Source organism: Nocardia sp. NPDC020380 (assembly GCF_044386975.1).
In the GTDB taxonomy this organism is placed as follows: Bacteria; Actinomycetota; Actinomycetes; order Mycobacteriales; family Mycobacteriaceae; genus Nocardia.
In genome coordinates this window covers 172,452-192,630 of record NZ_JBIRVQ010000002.1, presented here as the reverse complement: position 1 = coordinate 192,630, position 20,179 = coordinate 172,452, and the positions used below count along the sequence as shown (strand labels likewise).

The following is a 20,179-nucleotide window of genomic DNA, read 5'->3' as shown; positions in this document are numbered from 1 at the left end:
ACCGGGACCGAACTGTGACCTAGCTCACCACCGGGTCTGCTCGGCGCGCACCACAGCGGCTTTGGCCCTTTCACCCCCGCGTTGACTGCGGGTTTGCGAGAATTCCTAGAGTGTCCGACAACGCGTGGGGCGTTCGTTCGACGATCAGCGCGGCGCTGCTGACCGACTTCGCGGAGAGCCGCGATATGTCCAGGGCGGCCGCGCTGTCCGGTACCGGGATCACCGAATCGCGGCTGGCCGATCCGGATGTCGAGATCGCCGTCGAATGCGAATTCCGCATCATCCGCAATATCCTCGCCCACGCCGCCAATGAGCCCGGTCTCGGCCTGCTGACCGGTTTCACGGTGCATCTGCCCATGCTGGGCAGCCTGGGCATCGCCCTGAGCACCTGCTCGACGGTGCATCAGATGGCGGAGATCTGGTCCCGCTACGCCCGCATCTCGCTGGCCTACGCGCACTACCGCCTCGAGGACGCCGGGCAGCGGGTCTACTTGCATCTCGATGTGAGCGAGGTGCCGCCGGATGTGCGCCGCTTCGCGCTGGAACGCGATCTCGCCATGCTGCGCACCGTGCAGCGCGAACTGCTGCGCTGGGATGTCCCCGTCCAGCGGCTGGAGACCGATCTGGAACGCCATCCGGTGTACGAGGCGGTCGGCACCCTGCTCGGCATCAGCGATATCGCCTTCGAAAGACAAGGCACCCTACTGGTATTCGAAGCGGCCGACCTGGAACGCCCCGTCCCGCAAGCGCATCCGCTGCTACGGCAGCAGCACGAGCAGATGTGCGCCGACATCATCCAGCGCCGCCGCGAACGCGTCGGCCTGAGCGGTCAGGTCCGCGAGCAGTTGGTCCGCCGCGGCGGCCTCACCGATCAGGCCGATATCGCCGCCACCCTCAATATGAGCGTCCGCACCCTGCGCCGCCGACTCGCCGAGGAAGGCACCAACTTCCGCGAACTCAGCACCGAGACCACCGGCATGCTCGCCGAGGAACTCCTCGCCAAGGGCTGCACCGTCGACACCGTCGCCGAACGCCTCGGTTACTCCAGCGTCTCCGCCTTCGCGGTGGCCTTCCGCTCCTGGAAGGGCAAGCCCCCGGGCCGTTTCGCCCGCGAGAACTACAGCGCCCGCCGCACCGCCGCCGTCTGACGAGCGGACGCGCTCGACACGGCCGCTGTCCTTGCGCATTCGGGCACACCGGACGCCGGGTTCGCTTAGCGTGGGGACGTCGATGTCGAGATAGGGGTCTTGATGCGTGCCGGAATGCTGAGTGTGCCCGAGCTGGTTCGGCAGGTCGAGGCGGGGGAGCTCGACACGGTGCTGGTCGCCATGACCGATATGCAGGGGCGGTTACAGGGGAAACGGTGTTCGGCACGGTACTTCGTGGAAGAGGTGCTGAATCACGCCACCGAGGCGTGCAATTACCTGCTGGCCGTGGATGTCGAGATGACCACGGTCGAGGGCTACGAGATGTCCTCGTGGGATACCGGATACGGGGATTTCGTACTGCGCCCGGATCTCGCCACGCTGCGGCCGGTGCCGTGGTGGCCCGGGACCGCGCTGGTGCTCTGCGACGTGGAGCAGGTGGATCCGGCGGGGACGCCGGTGGCGGCGTCACCGCGGCAGGTGCTGCGCGCCCAGCTCGATCGGCTGGCCGCGCACGGGCTGCACGCCTATGTCGGCACCGAGCTGGAGTTCCTGGTCTTCGACGACAGTTACGAGGACGCCTTCCGTGGCGGCTACCGCGATCTGCGCCCCGCCAATCAGTACAACGTCGACTATTCGATGCTGGGCACGGCCCGCATCGAGCCGCTGCTGCGCCGCATCCGCAATGAAATGTCCGGTGCGGGACTGTATGTCGAGTCCGCGAAGGGCGAATGCAATCCGGGGCAGCACGAGATCGCGTTCCGCTACGACGAGGCGCTGATCACCTGCGACAACCACAGCATCTACAAGACCGGCGCGAAGGAGATCGCCGCCCAGGACGGACGCAGCATCACCTTCATGGCCAAATACAATGAGCGCGAGGGCAATTCGTGCCACATCCACATCAGCCTGCGCAATGACGAGGGGCAGCCGGTCTTCGCCGGCAACGATGCCGGCGGCACCGCGGCGATCTTCCGCCACTTCATCGCCGGGCAACTGGACTGCCTGCAGGAGCTGACCTACTTCCTGGCCCCGAACATCAACTCCTACAAGCGCTTCCAGGCGGGTAGCTTCGCCCCGACCGCGGTGGCGTGGGGTCGCGACAACCGGACCTGTGCGCTGCGGGTGGTCGGGCACGGCCCGTCGCTGCGGCTGGAGAACCGGGTGCCGGGCGGGGATGTGAACCCGTATCTCGCCGTCGCCGCCACCATCGCGGCCGGCCTGCACGGCATCGAGCACCGGCTGCCGCTGGAACCGGAGTTCCACGGCAATGCCTATCGCTCCCAGCGCCCGCGGGTGCCGCGCACCTTGCGCGAGGCCGCGCAGTTGCTCGGCGACAGTAAGGTGGCGAAGGCGGCCTTCGGTGAGCAGGTCGTGCGGCACTACCGGAACGCGGCACAGGTCGAGCTCGATGCCTACGATGCCGCGGTGACCGACTGGGAGCGGGTCCGTGGCTTCGAACGACTCTGAGCGGCAACGCCGGCCGGTGATCGGCCTGCCCACCTATTCCGAGCGCACCCGCTTCGGGGTGTGGGATGTGGACAGTGCGGTGCTGCCGCGCAGCTATGTCGATATGACGGTCCGCGCCGGGGGTATCCCGGTGCTGCTCCCGCCCACCGGGGTCGCGCCCGCCGAGGTGATCGACCGCCTGGACGGCCTGGTCCTGACCGGCGGCGCCGATCTGGAACCGGCCCGCTACGGCGCCGAACCACATGCCACCACCCGCACCCGGGCGGACCGGGACGAATTCGAGTTCACCCTCTTCGACCTCGCCCGCTCCGCGGATATGCCGGTGCTGGCCGTCTGCCGCGGCCTGCAACTGGTGAACGTCGCACTGGGCGGCACACTGCTGCAACATCTTCCGGACGTCCTGGGTCACACCGACCACGCCCGCTCCCCGGGCGCCTTCGGCGTGACCACCGTCCGCACCCGGCCCGACAGCCGGGTGGCCGCCATCGCCGGCCCGGAGGTGAAGGCGCACTGCCACCACCATCAAGCGATCGACACCCTCGCACCGCAACTCACCGCGACCGCGCACGCCGCCGACGGCACCATCGAGGCCGTGGAGACGCAAACCGGCCCGTTCCTGCTGGGCGTGCAATGGCATCCGGAGGAGAACACCATCGACGACCGGCTCATGCGAGCCCTGGTCGAACAAGCCGTGGAGTACGGAAGGGAGCGCAACCGGTGACAGCGACAGAGGTCGTCAACCCCGCGACGGAGCAGGTGGTGGCCAGTATCGAGGGGGCCGACGAGGCCGCCACCGATGCCGCCATCGCCCGGGCGCAGCGAGCGCTGCCGGGCTGGCGGGCGCTGGCTCCCGGTGATCGGGCACGGTTGCTGCGGCGCTTCGCGGAGGCCGTGGACGCCGATCTGGAGCATCTGGCCGAGCTGGAGGTGCGCAATGCCGGTCATACGGTGGGCAATGCCCGGTGGGAGGCGGGCAATGTCCGTGATGTGCTGCATTACAGCGCGGGGTTGCCGGAACGGTTGCTGGGCAATCAGATTCCGGTCGCGGGTGGCGTCGACATCACGTTTCACGAGCCGCTGGGCGTGGTCGGGATCATCGTGCCGTGGAACTTTCCGATGCCGATCGCGGCATGGGGTTTCGGGCCGGCGCTGGCGGCCGGGAACACGGTGGTGCTGAAGCCCGCGGAACTCACGCCGTTGACGGCGATCCGGCTGGGTGAGCTGGCGCTGGATGCCGGTCTGCCGGAACACGTTTTCCAGGTGATTCCGGGTCGCGGGTCGGTGGTGGGCGCGCGTTTCGTCACCCATCCGGCGGTGCGCAAGGTGGTGTTCACCGGTTCCACCGAGGTGGGCCGGCAGATCATGGCGGGGTGTGCCGAGCAGGTCAAGCGGGTCACGCTCGAATTGGGCGGTAAGAGCGCCAATATCGTGTTCGCGGACGCGGATCTCGAGAAGGCCGCCGCCACCGCGCCCTACGGTGTCTTCGACAATGCCGGCCAGGACTGCTGCGCGCGGTCCCGGATCCTGGTGCAGCGCAGCGTCTTCGACCGGTTCCTGGAGCTCCTCGAACCCGCGGTGCAGGGTGTGAAGGTGGGCGATCCGGCCGACGAGTCCACCGAGATGGGGCCGCTCATCTCCGCGGCGCATCGCGAGCGGGTGGCCGGATTCCTGGAGCCGTCGACGAAGATCGCGTTCACCGGCACCCGGCGCGAGGGTCCCGGATTCTGGTTCCCGCCGACGGTCGTACTGCCCTCCGGCCCCGAGGACCGGGTGCTGACCGAGGAGGTGTTCGGTCCGGTGGTGGCGGTGCTGCCGTTCGACGACGAGGCCGATGCGCTGCGCATCGCCAATGCCACCGAGTACGGCCTGTCCGGCTCCATCTGGACCTCCGATGTGGGCCGCGCGCTGCGGGTGGCGCGCGGGGTCGAGGCCGGGAACCTGTCGGTGAATTCGCATTCCTCCGTGCGGTATTGGACGCCGTTCGGCGGGTACAAGCAGTCCGGCCTGGGCCGTGAGCTCGGCCCGGATGCGGCCCGCGCGTTCACCGAGCTCAAGAACGTCTTCATCGCCACGGAGTAGTTCCCCCGTCATCGGAGTAAAGGAGATACGTTGCAGCGCTTACAGGATCGAGTCGCGGTGGTCACCGGTGGTGGCAGTGGCATCGGACTCGCCACCGTCCGGCGCTTCGCCCAGGAGGGTGCGAAGGTTGTCGTCGCCGATATCGACGCCGGCTCGGGTGAGGCGGCGGCCGCCGAGGTGGGCGGCCTGTACGTGAAGGTCGATGTCACCGACGAGGCCCAGGTGCGGGCGATGTTCCAGACGGCGGTCGACACCTACGGCGGGCTCGATATCGCCTTCAACAATGCGGGAATCTCACCGCCGGAGGACGATTCGATCCTCACCACCGGTCTCGAGGCGTGGCGGCGCGTGCAGGAGGTGAACCTGACCTCGGTGTACCTGTGCAGCAAGTACGCCATCGAGCACATGCTGGTGCGCGGTAAGGGTTCGGTGATCAATACCGCCTCGTTCGTGGCGGTGATGGGCGCGGCGACCTCGCAGATCTCGTACACGGCGTCCAAGGGCGGCGTGCTGGCCATGAGCCGCGAGCTGGGTGTGCAGTTCGCGCGGCAGGGCATTCGCGTGAACGCGCTGTGCCCGGGACCGGTGAACACTCCCCTGCTGCAGGAACTGTTCGCCAAGGATCCGGAGCGCGCGGCCCGCCGCCTGGTGCACATTCCCACCGGGCGTTTCGCGGAGCCGGAGGAAATCGCCGCTGCCGTAGCGTTTCTCGCCAGCGACGACGCCTCCTTCATCACGGCTTCGCAGTTCCTGGTGGACGGCGGTATCGCGGGGGCGTACGTCACGCCCCTGGATTGATCGTCACGCGACCGGCATGACCCCGGCGGCCACGTTCTGCGCCGGGCCGGCGATCCAGTAGCCGTAGCGGGCGGCGGTGTCGGCGAAGCGGGCGAAGTCCTGTGCGGTGGGCTGCAGGTCCGCCTCGCGCATGGGTCTGCCCGCTTCGCGCATGAACCGGCCCAGCTTGTTCGTCGCGACAATGAGGACTTCCGCGGGGGCGTCGGCGGTATTGCGCCAGGCGTGCGCCGCCGCGCCGCCCATGTGCAGGTAGTCGCCGGCCTCGGCGTGCAGCCACTCCGGTATCTCGTCGGAGTCGCCCGCCGGATAGCGCAGGACCTCGACCGCACCGGCCACGACCATGAACCCTTCGGTGTCCGAATGACTGTGCAGCGGAACGAATCCGGCGGGCGGCACCACACCCCGCATGACGCAGAAGTCATTGCCGGTGTCGTCCGGGTCGGTCATGAACTCGATGGTCGGGCCCAGCAGATCGATGAGGACGCCGGTGGTGGGATTTCTGTCGATGCTCATGCCTGTCAGCGTCGGCGCGTGGGCGACGCGAGGGAAGCTGCTGCGTGCGACGCCATGGATTCCTCCACAAGGTCGGCCGCACCGCAGGATCCCGCCGTCTTCGACCGCCCGTTCGGCATTTTCGATAAAGATCCGCTTGATTCTTGGGGAACACGCGGTCCGGACGTCCTGTTGTTCTCCGATATGACTCTCGGAGTGACGCTCGCCCAGACGAATGCGGTCAACTACGTCGACGACACCGTGGAGCAATCGCGCTCGGCCGCGAATCACGGCGTGAAATCGGTCTGGTTCGGACAGCGAATGGACTACGACTCACCGCTGCTCGCCGCGATCGTCGGGCGCGAGGTGCCCGGGCTGCAGGTCGGCACCTCCGCGATCCCGATCGTCGGCCGTCATCCGCTACTGGTGTCGTCCCAGGCGCAGACCGCGCAGGCCGCCACCCACGGCCGCTACCATCTCGGTCTCGCCCTCGGATCGGCTTTCGCCGCACAGGCTTTCGGGTTGCCATTCGACCGGCCGATCGCCCGGCTGCGCGAATTCCTCACCGGTCTGCGGGAATTGCTGGACACCGGCACCGCCGATTTCCACGGTGATCTGCTCACCGTCACGCCCCCGTGGCCGGCGGCGGTCGCCGGCGCCCAGCCGCGGGTCCCCGTGCTGGTGGCCGCGATGGGCCCGCAGGCGCTGCGGGTGTCCGGTGAGCTCGCGGACGGCATTCTGCCCTTCCTGGCGGGACCGAAGGCGCTGAGCGAGCACATCGTCCCGCCGCTCACCGCCGCGGCCGCCACCCCGCAGCGCATCGTGGCCTTCGTGCCGGGCGTGGTCACCGCCGAGGTCGAGGCCGCGCGGGCCAAGGCGGCCGAGCAGCTGGCGTTCTACGAGCAGGTGCCCTCCTACCGTCGCGTCCTCGACCTCGAAGGGGCCGGGCGGGCAGCGGATGTGGCGATCATCGGCGACGAGGAGACGGTGGCGGCCGGCATCCAGCGCTACTACGACGCCGGCGCCACCGAGGTCGTGCTCAGTGCCACGGATCTGGCGGGCGCCGCCGATCAGATCCGGACCTGGAAGCTGGTCGGCGAACTCTCACGGTGAGCCGGTTTCCACCGGCTCCGCGCCCACGAAGCGTTTGGGGCCGGTGAACCAGCGGCGGGCGGAGACGAGCCACCACACGGTAATGCCGCCCACCACCACGACCAAGGCTATCGGCGCGTAATTGACTGCGTTCCAAGTGAATCCGTCCACCCACGGATAGCCGTGATCGTCGGTGGGCAGGATGAACAGCAGGCTGATGAACACGACCCAGATCAGCGAGATGATCCCGATCGGGCGGTACCAGCGGCCGAGTTGCCAAGGGCCGGTGCGGAATCGGCTGCCGTATAACTGCCGCAGCAGGATCGGGATGCCGTAGGCGATGTAGAGCCCGATGGTGGCGACCGAGGTGGCGGCGGCGTAGGCCGTCGGGGCGTCGGCGGCGGGCACCAGCATGGACGGGATGAGCAGGATGAACGCGAACACCGAGATGAACAGGACCGCGTTCACCGGCACCCGGCGCGCCGACAGTTTCGACCACAGCCGCGAGCCGGGCACCGCGCCGTCGCGGGCGAAGGCGAACAGCATGCGGGAGGCGGCCGTGACCGAGGCGTAGCCGCAGAACAATTGGGCGACCGCCGCGATGACGAGCAGCAGTCCGGACCAGAACGAGTTCAGCGAGTTCTGCAGGATGTAGATGACCGGGTAGCCGCTGTTCTTGTTCGGATCCAGCGCGTCGTCGAGATTGGGGATCGCGAAGGTCACCGCCATGATCAGCAGATACCCGGCGATGGCCGACACCACGATGGTGTTGATGATCCCCTTGGCCGCCATCCGCGCGGCGTCGCGCGTCTCCTCGGACATGTGCGCCGAGGCGTCGTACCCGGTGAACGTGTACTGCGCGTGCAGCAGTCCGAGCAGGAAGCTGACCGCGATGCCGCCGAAGCCGATGGCGCTGTTGTCGACGGTCTTGGTGAAGACGAACTGGACGCTCTGATGGTGGTGCGCGCCGATGCCGAGCACCAGCACGAAGATGGCCACACCCACCACATGCCACCAGGCGGACACATTGTTGATCACCGCCGACAGGTGCGGCCCGATGATGTTCAGCACCGCGTGCAGCACCAGAATGCCCGCGAACACCTCGAAGATGGCATTGCGGTCCGTCCCGATGTGGATGTCGAGCACGTTCAGCACCACGGTGGTGAAGATCGCCGCGCCGTAATCGATTGCCGCCGTGACCGCGATCTGCCCGACCAGGTTGAACCACCCGGTGAACCAGCCCCAGACCGGCCCGCCCAGCTCCGAGGCCCACCAGTACAGTCCGCCGGAAGTCGGGTAGGCCGAAGCCAATTCGGCCATGGCCAGCCCGACGAAGAGCACCATGACCGAGACCAGCGGCCAGCCCCACGCCATGGTGATGGGCCCGCCGTTCGCCAATCCGATTCCGTAACTGGCCAATCCGCCGGTCAGAATGGAGACGATGGTGAAGCTGATGGCGAAGTTCGAGAACCCCGACCACGAACGGGCCAGCTCCTGTTTGTAGCCGAGTTCGGCCAGACGCCGTTCGTCATCGGATTGGGGCCGGGTTTCGGTCATGGCTCGCTCCCGAGTGAAAAGGCCGCCCACACACGGCGTTTGCCAGAAGATCAGTGTGAGCTACTCCCCCGTTCACTCGCAGCCCAATGAACGAACTGACCAGGATTCTCGAGGGCCGCGACTCGAACGGAACCACCGCCGCGGCGGTCAGCGGGCGATCGCGGCGATATTGCCGATCATGGTGGGCCACACCGCCCGCGGGAACGCGCCGTGGCCGACGCCCGGCAGGGTGACCAGCCGCGCGCCCGGAATCGCCGCGGCGGTGGCGATGCCGCCCCTGATCCGGATCATCGGATCGACGTCCCCGTGCAGCACCACGGCGGGCACCGACACGTTCCGCAGTGCCGCGGTCCGGTCGGGTGCGGCGAGCATGGCGGCCTGCTGCCGCAGCTTGCCGTCGGGGTCGTAGGCGCGTTCGTAACTGCGCGCGCCGGTTTCGGTGAGCCACGGAATATCGAGTGGGTAATCGGCTTCGGGCGTGCCGATGAGCCGGTACACCTCGATCATCTGCCGCCCGGCCTCCTCGGCCGAGTGCAGCGGCTGCTGCATCAGGCCCGCCATCTTCATATTGGTGCGGAGGGTGGCGCGGCCGATGCGCGCCGACGGCGAGGACATGATCGACACCAGCGAGCGCACGCGGCGCGGATTCTCGATGGCCATGGTCTGCGCGATCATGCCGCCCAGTGAGCCGCCGACGACATTGACTGTTCCCCAGCCCATATCGTCCATGACCGCGAAGACATCGGCGGCCATATCGCCGAGCGAGTACCGAGCCGCCCTGCGGGGCCGCACGATCATGTCGAACAGCGCGGGCGCGCCCAGGTGCTCGAGGTGCGAGGACAGTCCGGCATCCCGGTTGTCCATGCGCACGACCTGAAATCCCTGCCGCACCAGGTCATTGCAGAAGTCGTCGTGCCACACCAGCATCTGCATGCCGAGTCCCATGATCAGCAGCAGCGGCCGGCCCGAGCCGGGTCCGAACACCTCGTAGGCGAGCTGAACGTCCCCGTGGTGGGCGGTGCGAATGGTGGTCGGATCGCTCATGGCGTCCTCCTGGATGAATCGGACTGTCTGCGAAGCGGTTCGAGAACAAGCGTAATCCAGAATCGTTCTCATGTGAACAGTTCTCTGGGGATCAGTTCTCCAATGAACATTCTTCCGGCTACCGGTACGGTATGACGATGCGAGGTGCGAGCGACCACTACAGCGAGTTCGGCTACTACATCCACCGCGTGGTCGCCCTGATAGACCGCCAGGGCGATGCCATGTTCCGCCGCGAACTGGGTCTCGGCCTGGCCCAGTTCAACCTGCTGCGCTTCCTCGAAGCCAGCCCCGAGGTCCCCTCCCAGCAGCAACTCGCCGACCGTCTCGGCATCGCCAAGAGCGCGGTCAGCCGCCAGATCGATATCGCCCGCCGCAGCGGCTGGATAGATGTGGCCGTCTCCGAGAGTTCCCGCCGGCAGCACACGCTCACCCTCACGCCCACCGGTCGCGAACTGCTCGGCCGCGCCAAGACTCTCATCGAGGACTCCGAGATCACCGGCTTCGGCGATCTCCCCGAGGCCGATGCCGAAGCCACCGTGCGCACCCTGAAAGCACTGCACGAGAAGCTGACTGCACAGCCCTAGTCTTCGACGTCATTGACGCCCGCGGTGCCCCGGCCGATGATCGATCGGGGCGCACTGTTGAGCGCGCCAGTGAATCCAGGAGATCTACCATGATTCGAAAAATCGCTGCTACCACCATCATTGCCGCCGCATTGGCCGGCGCCGGTACCGGTATCGCGTCGGCCGCCACCCCTGGTCCGGCGCCGCAGCCCGTCACTCCGGTCGCCGCCGGGCAGACCCAGGCCCTGGTCGGGGAGCAGATCGGCACAGCTGTCGGGACCGTCGCGGGTGCCGTGGTCGGCGCGGTCGCGGGCGGCGCCATCGTCTGCGCGGTCACCGCGCCCATCTGCCCGGCCGCGATCATTGTCGGCGTGGGCGTCGGCGGGGTCACCGGTGGCGTGGTCGGCGGCGCCCTCGGGTCGGGGGTCGGCGGCGCGATCGGCGCGCAGTTCCCCGGCTGATCCGGATCGGCAACCGGAAAGCCGCCCCGCCAAGGACGGGCGGCTTTCTGTTGTTCCGGTGAACTTCGTGTGCTCCGGTTGCGGGGGATTCGTTTGCCGGGTATGTATGAGCCGCGGTCCGCCGTCGCGAGCGGGGGCCGAATCGACTTACGCAGGCCGTGATTCAGTGCGGTGCTCGCTGTGTGACCAGACCACGGATGGATGGGTGATCGGGAGCTATGGCGCTCGAGTTCGGCAGGACCAGCAAGCGGACCGCACTCGACGGGTTGCTGGGGGCGACCGGTGGGGCCCCTTTGTCGGGCGAGCCGGGGCATCTCGGCGGCGAGCAGGCTCGAGGATGTCGAGCATATGGTGATCTCGATGCAGGGAACCGGTACCGGCAGTGCCCAGGAGCGTCTTTCAGCCACGAATGCTCCTCCTTCGCCTCGGCGAGCTGACGCGCCCGCTCGGGATAGCCGATCCATGCACCGCGCTCTCGATACATACGCCGTTGCGCCAGTGCGGTATTCCATACCGCACGGCAGTTGCCGCCAACCTGTTCGGCGTACTCGGCTTGTGCAGCGGTGAAGTCGAGGCGATACTTGCGTCCAGTCAGCAATACCCCACCGCCTCTCCTACTGCTCGACACGACCTTTCACGACTTCTCATGGCACGCCACCGAAGCAACGAATCCGCGAACGCATGTTCGAATATACAGTGTGGCGCTGTCCATACCACGCGAATTCATGCACTCGCCCACAACTGAATGCCCTGGGCGCCAGAGAACCTCACCACGGGCGGCGGATCGACTAGGCGGGGGATCGGCTACGGCGACGCCTACGCTATAGCCGTCCTTGCGCCCAATCGCTTCCTTTTCGAGGCGGCGGGCGCTCGCGATGCTGCGGCGCGAGGGGCGGCGGAGGTCGAAGGTTCCGCTGACACACCGGTCATCACCGTGACCGTGCGCAATTCGGGCACCGAGCAGGCGTCCTTCACGGTTGAGGGCGGCGCCATTTGCACCGTCGCACCCGGTGTGGCACCGGACATCACCCCCGCTGCGTCCGACGGCTGGTGCGGACCTCACCTTGACGTCGGCGAACGCCGCAGGCCGGCGGCGTCGTTTCACCGGTCAGCTGGAGAACGGGAAACCCAGCCGCACCGCGTGACCGATCAGGCGTTGCGCCGCAGATGGAAATCGCGCTCGTCGGGTGCCGCGAGCATGGTTTCCATGGTGTGGCGGTCGAACGGCAGCAGGTCGATATTGCCGCCCTCGGTGAAGTACCAGGAGTTGCAGCCGGTGTTCCACACGGTCGGGCCGAGGGCTTCGGCGACCTCGGCCTCGAACCGGCCGGTGGCTTCCTCGGTGACCTCGACGGTGTCGAATTCCCCTGCCTGCCAACGTTGGATCCACGCGGTGATGTACCGGGCGGTGACCTCGGCGGCATGGTGCAGCGGAATGGACCCGGTGGGCGAGTTGGGGCCCAGCACGGTGAACAGGTTGGGGAAGCCCGGGATCGCGGTCATCCGGTAGGCCCGCGGCCCCTTCGCCCAGGCCTCGTCGATCGAGATCCCTTCGCGGCCCGTCATATTCATCGGCCGCATGTAGTCGTGCGCCCGGAATCCCGTGGCGAAGACGATGACATCGACCTCGTGATCGCGGCCGTCGCGAGTACGGATACCGGTCGGAGTCACCGTCTCGATGCCGGTGGTGACCAGTTCGGAATTGCGGGCGCGCAAAGCGCGGTAGTAGCTGGCGGACAGCACCTGCCGCTTGCACAGCGGCTGGTAGTCGGGCGTGAGCTGTTCCCGCATTTCCGGATTGCGGATCTGCGCCCGCAGGCTCACCCGCGCGTACTCCTGCACCACGCGCCGGCGCCAGCTGGGCCGGGTGACGACATCGGTGAACAGCTTCGCGCCGGCCATACCGGCCTGGTACAGCGCCTTGTTGACCTGTGGCAGCTTCTCCAGCACCGCGCCGACCAGCGCGGGTTGCGGCAGATTCATGGGCGCCCAGATCACCCATTGCGGGCTGCGCACGAAGTGGGTGATCCGCTCCGCCTTCCGCTGCAGCGCCGAAACCACCTGGACGCCAGTGGATCCGGTGCCGATGACCGCGATGCGGCGGCCTTCGGTGGGCACGCTGTCGTCCCAGCGGGCGGTGTGCAGTACCTGCCCGGTGAAATCTCCCAGGCCGGGCAGGTCGGGCATGGCCGGGTGGTGCAGCACGCCGGTCGCGGCGATCACGAAGTCCGCCTCGTGGACGACGCCGTCGCCGGTCTCGACCCGCCAGCCGGATCCGGTGAATTCGGCCGCGACCACCTCGGAGTCGAAGCGCAGGTGCGGGCCCAGCTCGAAGCGCCCGGCCACGTCGGCGAGGTAGCGCTGGATCTCCGGTCCGGGCGCGAACACCTGCGACCAGTCCGGCTTGGGCGCGAATCCGAACTGGTACAGCTGCGAGGGCACGTCACAGGTCAGGCCCGGGTAGCGATTCCAGTACCACACCCCGCCCACATCGGATCCCTTCTCCAGGATCACGAAGTTGTGGAATCCATTGCGCTGCAAGGTGACCGCGGTGGCGATTCCGGACACCCCGGCTCCGATGATCACAATGCGCGGGTCCCGGCCCATGCCCAACCTCCTCGTTGGATACCTGCAGTATTCGAATACCGAAGGTATTTCAACGTCAGGAGCATGTCAATGACGCCTGGTCAGGGACCTTTCCCGAAAGGATCGCGCGCAGTCCCGCGGTGAACCGCTGGTCACGGTCCCCGGTCATGGTCGCGACGATGTCGCCCGAGTTCTCGGGCCGCGGATAGTTGCTCGCGGAGATGCTCTGTACGAGGGTCTCCCACTCCCCCGAGCTCTCCAGCTCCAGATATGCCTGTTCCTCGATGACGAAACCCGTGATGTAGGAACGCAATACCAATGCGATCTCGCCGACGTCGAACTGCGGCAGGGTGACGGCCCGCAGCAGGGCCCAGAGGGTGGCCGAGACCCGCAAGGTCGCGGCGGAGGGCGAATAGGAACCCGCCACGATGCGGCCACCGTCCCGGAAGCGGAGCATGGCCGCGCGGATGCGCTCACAGCAGGCGATCACCTGATCGACATCGCGATCGGCCGGATCGAGATCGGACAGCTGGACCGCGGCGAACACCGTATCGGCCATTGCCCGCTGCAGGTCCCGCCGGTCACGCAGATGCTTGTACAGCGCCCCCGACGACACCTCCGCCGTCACCGCCAACCGGCGCATGGTCAGCGCGTCGAGACCGTTCTCCGCGACGAATTCATGAGCGATGTCCGCCAGCCGTTCCCGCGTGAGTCCACGTTTGGTCATCGCTTCCGGTCCACTCCTCTGTGACTCCGCAGGTACCCGCACATGCGCGAAAGGTGGCGTCGGCCGGCCGCAGACGCTGCGACCGGCCGACTCCGTGCACTACACCAGCGTCATGCCCCCGACCGCGGCCTTGGCCTCGATGGCGGCGATGATGCGCGGCCGCAGTTCCGCGGCACTGACGACGGCGTCGGCGGACCCGACCTCGACCGCGCGCTGAATGCTGTGCACGCGATCGAATTCGGCGGCCACCTCGGCCAGCTTCTCGGTGCGGACCGTGGAACGCAGTTCGTCGAGTTCCGCGGGCAGCGTGGCCCGGTCCGGGCCGGAGGCGGCCGCGGCCCGCGCCTGCAGGTCACGCACGCGCGGATCCTTCGCGGTCCGGGCGTCCACCTCGGCGGCGAAGACCACCGCGGCGGCCGGCGCGCCACCCAGCACCGAGGCGAAGGAACCCTCCACCGCGAGTACGGTCATGGCCGGGTTCAGCGCCTTCGAGAACACGACGAACGCGCCGCCGTGGTACCGCGACAGCACCACGAACACGATGGGCCCGCGGAAATTCACGATGGCCCGGCCGATCTCGGCGCCGTACTCCAGCTGCAGTTTCCGCAGCGACTCCGGTGAACCGTCGAAGCCCGACAGGTTCGCCAGCACCACCAGCGGGCGATTGCCGCTGGCCGCATTGATCGCGCGGGCCGCCTTCTTCGACGACTGCGGGAAGAGCGTGCCCGCGGTGTAGGTGTCCGGGCCGTCGGTGGGAGGGAAACCGCGGCGCGGCACCGGACGCGACTCGATGCCCAAGGCGCACACCGGGATTCCGCCCAGGTGCAGGTCCTGTACCACCGCGGTGTCCGCATCGGCCATGCCCGCCCAGCGTTCCAGCGCGGGATGATCCTGATCGGCGAGCGCCCGCATGACCGAGCGGATGTCGAACGGCTTCTTCCGGTCGGGATTGGCTGTGGCGGAGAAGATTTCGCCGACGGTGGCGAAATCGCTGTCCGCCATGGTGTGCGGGTAGTTGCGGATATCACGGTCGATCGGGTCCGCGGTGGCGATACGACGCGGTCCCGGCTCGCCGGGGGCGATGTAGGTGTGCTCGTAGTAGGCCATGACGATATCGCGGGCCGCGGTCAGGTTCGGCGCCCAGTACTGGGCCTGACCGTTCGGTCCCATGACGCGTTCGTAGCCGCCGATACCGAAGTTGTCCTCGGCCGAGACACCGCCGGAGAAGTCGAGCGCGCCCTTACCGGTGAGCACCATGGCCGACTCCGGCATCATCACGAGAATGCCCTTGGTGTGCATGAGCATGGTCGCTTCGGCATTCCAGTACGGCTGCGCGCCGACATTGATGCCCGCGACGACAATATTGATCTCGCCGCCGTCCTGGGTGAATTCGACGATGCGCTTGAGCGCGGCCGCCACCCAGTCCATGTTCTCGGTACCCGATTCCATGGAGATGCGCGCACCGGCCGAGAGGGCGTACCACTCCAGCGGAACCTGCAGCCGCTCCGCGAGATCCAGTGCGGCGATGATGCGGCGGCATTCGGGTTCCGACAGCGCGCCCAGGGATTTCGTGGGATCGCCCAGCAGGACAACGCGTTTGACGCCTTGTGGGTGCCGTTTGGTCGGCGTGCTGACGACACCGGCGACGATGGCGGCGGAGTTGCGGCCCTTCGGGCGGTCGACGGGGATCAGCGCGTGGTTCTCGTCGAGGTCGTATTCGGCGAAATCGCCCAGCAGGCCGGTCAATTCGTACGGGTAGACCGTATTGCGGAGGCTGGCGCGCAGCACCTTCAGGCGGTAGTCGTCGAGCGGCTCGATCGGTTCCTCGGCCGAATCCCCGATGGACAGGGTGGTACCGCCGGTGGCGTCGAAGCGGATGCGCAGGGCGGTCTTGCGCAGTTCCCCGGTGCGGCTGTTGCGCTGGCGTCCGATGAAGACCATTTCCTCCAGGCCCGCGCCGCCGGCGGTCTGGAGCATGCGCTTGGCGAGCGTGTCCAGTTCCGCGCGGGTGATGCCGCTCGGCGGCCACACGTAGACGACGATCCGGTTGGTATTGAACCGCTTTGCCGTGGGCCGCTGCGACTGCGCGCGGCGGATGGAGTCGAGGCAGGTCGCCAGGACGATCTCGGCGGTCGGCAGGGCCACCAGGCGGCCGTCCAGATCGCGCAGTTCGGTCAGGTCCCGCACCTGTGCGAAGGCGACGAGCCGGTCATCGGAGGGATTGTCCTTGGCGACCGCGCGGAACAGATGCACCTCGTCGTCGTCCGAGGAGGAGACCCGGGTGAGATCGAACTTGCTCAGCCGCTCGAACTGCATGCGCTGCGCGATATACGGGTGCAGGCCGCGGATCAGGCGCTCCTCCACGAAGCCGGATTCCGTGTTGCGGAAGGTGAAGTGATGGTGCATCACCTCGCCCTTGCTGCCCGCGACGGCCACCGTGATCCGGTTGATGCGATCCGGCAGCGGCACCGAGGTCAGCACCTCCTGCAGGGCGGCGGCCATGGCGTCGAGATCGGCGGGCTGCTGTTCCCAGCGCAGGTAGATGTCGACATCGACGGCGTGGTCCCCGGTGACGAGGTCGGCCAGGCCGTGCAGGGCACTGCCCAGCGCGTCGAAACCGGTTGCGCAGGAGATCATCCGGGAGCCGTCGCGCTCGGCGCTGAAGAACGTGCAGCCGTCGATCTGGCTGGCCCGCAGGCCGGTGAGACCCTTGTTGCCGTAGTAGCGGCGGGTCAGCACCTCCAGCAGCACCGCGCTGTTGAGATTGCGCCGTTCCAGGCGCTGGCCGAGCAGCCGCACCAGTGGTTCGGTGCTGCGGACCATTTCGGCGATCCGCTCGTCACGGTCCACAGCCTCCGGCTGACTGTCCAAGTGCCGCAGGTGTTTACGGACGTCGGTGTAGGTGCGGGCGCGGTTGCGCAGCAGCAGCGGCATACCGAACCAGGCGTAGGCGACACCGCGGGCGAGATCGGCGATGATCGGGAAACGCAGCGGCGTCGCGGCGATCAGCCGTTCCAGGGCCAGACCCAAGGGTTCGCGCAGGGTGTGGTCGGGCATCGGGTCGAGCAGCCACTCCCGCAGCAGGGTGACGATCAAGGCCGCGTTCGCCTGTGAACGCTGCTGCGCCAGGAAGATCCGGAACACCGCGGCTTCCAGCTCCGGTGAGCGGTCCAGATCCGAGACTCCGTAGTGCGCGAGGGCCTTGGCCAGCTTGGTCTGGAAGGTGGCCGGCAGGCCCGCCCGGTCGACATCGAGGGACTGCAGGTAGACGTGGAAATACTCACGGGGACTGTGGATATGGCCACTGCCGTGATCGTCGGCCGGGCGATTGTGGGTGAGCGCGGCGAGATCGGTGAAGGTGTCGATGAGTTCGAGTTCCGCGGCCGGGGTGCGGCGGCGGCCCTGCCCGCTCAATTCCTTGCGCGCGGCGAGATAGTCGTCGATGACACGGCGTTCGTCGGCGGGATCGACGTCGTAGCCCAGCAGCAGGGCGCGGAGGTCCTCGCGGCCCTGCTGTTCGCGCTGCGCCGCGGGGACCGCGTCGGGGAGGGCGGGCAGGTCCAGTTCGACGGCCGGCGCGGGCGCTGCCGCCTCGGCCTCGTCGTCGGTGGCGAGCGGCTCCAATCGCAGCAGCGGCGAACCGGTTTCGACCTGGGTGCCCACGGTGACGAGGCATTCCTTCAGGCGGGCGGCGAACGGTGCGCGCAGCACCGTCTCCATCTTCATGCTCTCCAGGACCAGCACGGGTGCGCCCGCCGCGACCTCGGCGCCGGGCGCGAGCGGCGTCGCGACGACCAGGGCCGGGGCGGGCGCGCGGACCACGCCGCCGTCGTCGCGGTTGACGCGGTGGGTGACGCCGTCCACCTCGACCAGGTGGGTGGTGCCGAAAGTGCCGGTGAGCAGCCGGTATCGGGTGCCGTTGACAATGATCTGACCGGTATTGCGGTCGAAACGGTCGAGTTCGATGGCGGCGGTGCGGGTTTCGTCGCCGGACTCGATGACGACCCGGAAGCGATTGGCGCCGACCCGGGCGACGCGCACGCGGTAGGCGACGCCGCGCAGCTGCAGATCCAGCGGGCGGCCGCTGTCGTGCTGCACCTGGGGACGCCCGCCGGACGCGGTCGTGAGCAGCCGATGTTCCTCGGCGCGTTCGTCTTCCTCGTAGGTTTCGATGGCGGCGACGGCCAGGGCGACCGCGGAGTGCCGGTGCTGGATGAGCCGGCCCTCGCCGCGGACCCGGTCGATCCAGCCGGTGTCGGCGCTGGCGTCGATGATCTCGGGCTGGTCGAGCAGGTCGAGCACGAAGCTCTTGTTGGTGACGCCGCCCTCGATGACCACCGTGGTCTGGGTCATGGCCTGCCGCAGCCGGCCGAGCGCCTCGGTGCGATCGCGGCCGTAGGCAATGATCTTCGCGATCATGGAGTCGAAATCGGCTGCGATGGTGTCGCCTTCACCGACGCCGGTGTCCACCCGGATGCCGGGGCCGGCGGGCAGGGTCAGCCGCGCGATGCGGCCGGGGGCGGGCGCGAAATCGCGATCGGGATCCTCGGCATTGAGCCGGGCCTCGACGGCATGGCCGCGCTCGACGGGCGGCTCGCCCTGCAGCTTGTTGCCGGAGGCCACCGACAGCTGGGCCTTGACCAGGTCGAAGCCGGTGGTGCACTCGGTGATCGGATGTTCCACCTGCAGGCGGGTGTTCACCTCGAGGAAGGCGAACTGGCGGTCACCGGGGTGGTACAGGAACTCGACCGTGGCGGCGCCGCAGTAGTCCACCGCGAGGGCCAAGCGCTCCGCGGACGCCTTCAATTCGGCGGCCTGCTCGGCGTCCAGCACCGGCGACGCGGACTCCTCGATGATCTTCTGATTGCGGCGCTGCACCGAGCAGTCGCGGACGCCGAGCGCCCAGGCGGTGCCCTGCCCGTCCGCGATGACCTGGACCTCGACGTGCCGGGCGCCGGTGACGAGGCGTTCCAGGAAGACGACGCCGCTGCCGAAGGCGCGCGCGGCCTCCTGGCTGGTGCGCTCGTAGGCGTCCTCGAGCTCGGCGCGGCTGGTGATGACGCGGATACCGCGTCCGCCGCCGCCGGCCGTGGCCTTCAGCATGAGCGGGTAGCCGATCTCCGACGCGGCGGCGATTGCGGCGTCCAGGGTTTCGACCTCGCCCCGGCTCCACGGCGCGACCGGTACGCCCACCTTCTCGGCGAGCAGCTTGGCGCCGATCTTGTCGCCGAGGGTGCGCATGGCTTCGGCACCGGGCCCGACGAAGGTGATGCCGATGCGCTCGCAGAGTTCCGCGAACGCCGGGTCCTCGGCGACGAATCCCCAGCCCACCCAGGCGGCATCACATTCGGTCGCGACGAGGGCTTCCTCGAGCAGGTTCAGGTTCAGGTAGGGCCGCGCGGCGGCGGGACCTAGGTTGTAGGCGATATCGGCGTGACGCACGAACGCGGCAGCGCTGTCCACATCGGTGTAGAGAGCGACTATCTCGATGGGTAACGCCGTTTCCGCGGCAAGTTCCCTGACCGCGCGGATGAGCCGCATGGCGGCCTCTCCACGATTGACGATTCCGATCCGACTGAACACTTAGCGGGTCCTTCTCTCCGAGATGTGGCCATGTAACCCTGGTGAGCATTGTTCACCAGCCACCCGCGAAATCAACCCCTAATAGCCGGTAACCTCGGTTCCCCTAAGCGCGCTCACAGGAAAGTGGTCTCTTTCGCGAGGCCGAGGGCGGTATCGCCGCCGGTGATGATCGGCTGACAGTTGCCGTATCCGACACCACCGCCCACCGGATCGGTGATCCGCACGACCGTGTCGCGGATCTGATGCAGGCGGCGCGCATTCTCGTACGTGGAACAGTCGGCAATCCGCTCACCGTCCAGATGCGTACCGGGGCCTCGCCATTCGCCGTGATATTGCCAGTCCTCCGGAGTGATTTCGGTACGCGCGCCGTCGATTTCGACCCAGCCGGAGGCGACGCCGATCTGGTGATAGCGCACCAGATCCGCGGAGACGCGGTAACCGGCGCGCATCTGGGTGCGGTCCTCCAGATGCGCGGGAGTGCCGCGGTGAAGGTCCAGTCGAATGCGATCGGCTGAATATCATTGGGCTCCAGTAGCGGGCAGCAGTGGGTCGATCGATTCACTCATGAATCGGGCTTACCGG

The 20,179-nt window shown here is 67.9% G+C and carries 16 protein-coding genes; 8 read left to right on the top strand and 8 right to left on the bottom strand.

The window, feature by feature from the left end; genetic code table 11:
* Positions 1-110: 110 nt before the first annotated feature.
* From ACH438_RS04465 to ACH438_RS04445, 5 genes are all read left to right on the top strand, one after another.
* Complete coding sequence (locus ACH438_RS04465; RefSeq protein WP_397001147.1) at positions 111-1,148, top strand: AraC family transcriptional regulator ligand-binding domain-containing protein; 1,038 nt, start codon at positions 111-113, stop codon at positions 1,146-1,148.
* A gap of 102 nt (positions 1,149-1,250) precedes the next feature.
* Entirely contained in the window at positions 1,251-2,615 is a 1,365-nt protein-coding gene (locus tag ACH438_RS04460) for a glutamine synthetase family protein (RefSeq protein ID WP_397001145.1), read from the top strand.
* A complete protein-coding gene (locus tag ACH438_RS04455; RefSeq protein ID WP_397001143.1) occupies positions 2,596-3,336 on the top strand; it encodes a gamma-glutamyl-gamma-aminobutyrate hydrolase family protein in 741 nt (246 codons plus the stop codon). Before ACH438_RS04460 ends, ACH438_RS04455 begins: the two co-directional genes overlap by 20 nt.
* A complete protein-coding gene (locus ACH438_RS04450; protein ID WP_397001141.1) occupies positions 3,333-4,694 on the top strand; it encodes an aldehyde dehydrogenase family protein in 1,362 nt (453 codons plus the stop codon). Before ACH438_RS04455 ends, ACH438_RS04450 begins: the two co-directional genes overlap by 4 nt.
* A gap of 30 nt (positions 4,695-4,724) precedes the next feature.
* A complete protein-coding gene (locus ACH438_RS04445; RefSeq protein WP_397001139.1) occupies positions 4,725-5,492 on the top strand; it encodes a 3-oxoacyl-ACP reductase in 768 nt (255 codons plus the stop codon).
* A gap of 3 nt (positions 5,493-5,495) precedes the next feature.
* Here the strand turns inward: ACH438_RS04445 and ACH438_RS04440 are convergent, their stop codons facing one another.
* Positions 5,496-6,005 (bottom strand): cupin domain-containing protein, encoded by a 510-nt coding sequence (locus ACH438_RS04440; protein ID WP_397001137.1) that lies wholly within the window; start codon positions 6,003-6,005, stop codon positions 5,496-5,498.
* A 183-nt stretch (positions 6,006-6,188) separates the two neighbouring features.
* Here ACH438_RS04440 and ACH438_RS04435 point away from each other — a divergent pair, with 183 nt between their 5' ends.
* Positions 6,189-7,097 carry a TIGR03564 family F420-dependent LLM class oxidoreductase gene (locus tag ACH438_RS04435; RefSeq protein WP_397001135.1) on the top strand — a complete coding sequence of 303 codons (909 nt, stop codon included), beginning with the start codon at positions 6,189-6,191 and terminating at the stop codon, positions 7,095-7,097.
* On the opposite strand, the gene ACH438_RS04430 is transcribed toward ACH438_RS04435, so the two are convergent.
* Together ACH438_RS04430 and ACH438_RS04425 are read right to left on the bottom strand one after the other, a co-directional pair.
* Positions 7,089-8,633 (bottom strand): amino acid permease, encoded by a 1,545-nt coding sequence (locus tag ACH438_RS04430; RefSeq protein ID WP_397001133.1) that lies wholly within the window; start codon positions 8,631-8,633, stop codon positions 7,089-7,091. The two genes, ACH438_RS04435 and ACH438_RS04430, sit on opposite strands and share 9 nt — an antisense overlap.
* Positions 8,634-8,780: 147 nt before the next feature.
* On the bottom strand, positions 8,781-9,677 hold the full coding sequence (locus ACH438_RS04425) for an alpha/beta fold hydrolase (protein WP_397001131.1): 897 nt from the start codon (positions 9,675-9,677) through the stop codon (positions 8,781-8,783).
* A 137-nt stretch (positions 9,678-9,814) separates the two neighbouring features.
* Between ACH438_RS04425 and ACH438_RS04420 the strand changes: the two genes are divergently transcribed.
* On the top strand, positions 9,815-10,261 hold the full coding sequence (locus tag ACH438_RS04420) for a MarR family winged helix-turn-helix transcriptional regulator (RefSeq protein WP_397001129.1): 447 nt from the start codon (positions 9,815-9,817) through the stop codon (positions 10,259-10,261).
* 89 nt (positions 10,262-10,350) lie between these two features.
* Complete coding sequence (locus ACH438_RS04415; protein WP_397001127.1) at positions 10,351-10,701, top strand: hypothetical protein; 351 nt, start codon at positions 10,351-10,353, stop codon at positions 10,699-10,701.
* Positions 10,702-10,864: 163 nt separating this feature from the next.
* On the opposite strand, the gene ACH438_RS04410 is transcribed toward ACH438_RS04415, so the two are convergent.
* From ACH438_RS04410 to ACH438_RS04390, 5 genes are all read right to left on the bottom strand, one after another.
* Positions 10,865-11,329 carry a helix-turn-helix domain-containing protein gene (locus ACH438_RS04410; protein ID WP_397001125.1) on the bottom strand — a complete coding sequence of 155 codons (465 nt, stop codon included), beginning with the start codon at positions 11,327-11,329 and terminating at the stop codon, positions 10,865-10,867.
* 521 nt (positions 11,330-11,850) lie between these two features.
* Positions 11,851-13,308 (bottom strand): flavin-containing monooxygenase, encoded by a 1,458-nt coding sequence (locus ACH438_RS04405; protein WP_397001123.1) that lies wholly within the window; start codon positions 13,306-13,308, stop codon positions 11,851-11,853.
* A gap of 55 nt (positions 13,309-13,363) precedes the next feature.
* On the bottom strand, positions 13,364-14,014 hold the full coding sequence (locus tag ACH438_RS04400) for a TetR/AcrR family transcriptional regulator (RefSeq protein WP_397001121.1): 651 nt from the start codon (positions 14,012-14,014) through the stop codon (positions 13,364-13,366).
* A gap of 99 nt (positions 14,015-14,113) precedes the next feature.
* The gene (locus ACH438_RS04395; RefSeq protein ID WP_397001119.1) at positions 14,114-19,597 is read right to left on the bottom strand and encodes a carboxyl transferase domain-containing protein; all 5,484 of its coding nucleotides are present in this window, start codon (positions 19,595-19,597) and stop codon (positions 14,114-14,116) included.
* A 113-nt stretch (positions 19,598-19,710) separates the two neighbouring features.
* The gene (locus ACH438_RS04390; RefSeq protein WP_397001117.1) at positions 19,711-20,046 is read right to left on the bottom strand and encodes a hypothetical protein; all 336 of its coding nucleotides are present in this window, start codon (positions 20,044-20,046) and stop codon (positions 19,711-19,713) included.
* Between the last annotated feature and the right edge of the window lie 133 nt (positions 20,047-20,179).

What these genes read in the sequence shown, in the direction of transcription:
- ACH438_RS04460 (WP_397001145.1), top strand. Translation starts at nt 1,251, where the DNA reads ATGCGTGCCGGAATGCTGAGTGTGCCCGAGCTGGTTCGGCAGGTCGAG.
- ACH438_RS04440 (WP_397001137.1), bottom strand. Translation starts at nt 6,005, where the DNA reads ATGAGCATCGACAGAAATCCCACCACCGGCGTCCTCATCGATCTGCTG.
- ACH438_RS04435 (WP_397001135.1), top strand. Translation starts at nt 6,189, where the DNA reads ATGACTCTCGGAGTGACGCTCGCCCAGACGAATGCGGTCAACTACGTC.
- ACH438_RS04430 (WP_397001133.1), bottom strand. Translation starts at nt 8,633, where the DNA reads ATGACCGAAACCCGGCCCCAATCCGATGACGAACGGCGTCTGGCCGAA.
- ACH438_RS04425 (WP_397001131.1), bottom strand. Translation starts at nt 9,677, where the DNA reads ATGAGCGATCCGACCACCATTCGCACCGCCCACCACGGGGACGTTCAG.
- ACH438_RS04420 (WP_397001129.1), top strand. Translation starts at nt 9,815, where the DNA reads ATGCGAGGTGCGAGCGACCACTACAGCGAGTTCGGCTACTACATCCAC.
- ACH438_RS04415 (WP_397001127.1), top strand. Translation starts at nt 10,351, where the DNA reads ATGATTCGAAAAATCGCTGCTACCACCATCATTGCCGCCGCATTGGCC.
- ACH438_RS04405 (WP_397001123.1), bottom strand. Translation starts at nt 13,308, where the DNA reads ATGGGCCGGGACCCGCGCATTGTGATCATCGGAGCCGGGGTGTCCGGA.
- ACH438_RS04400 (WP_397001121.1), bottom strand. Translation starts at nt 14,014, where the DNA reads ATGACCAAACGTGGACTCACGCGGGAACGGCTGGCGGACATCGCTCAT.
- ACH438_RS04390 (WP_397001117.1), bottom strand. Translation starts at nt 20,046, where the DNA reads ATGCGCGCCGGTTACCGCGTCTCCGCGGATCTGGTGCGCTATCACCAG.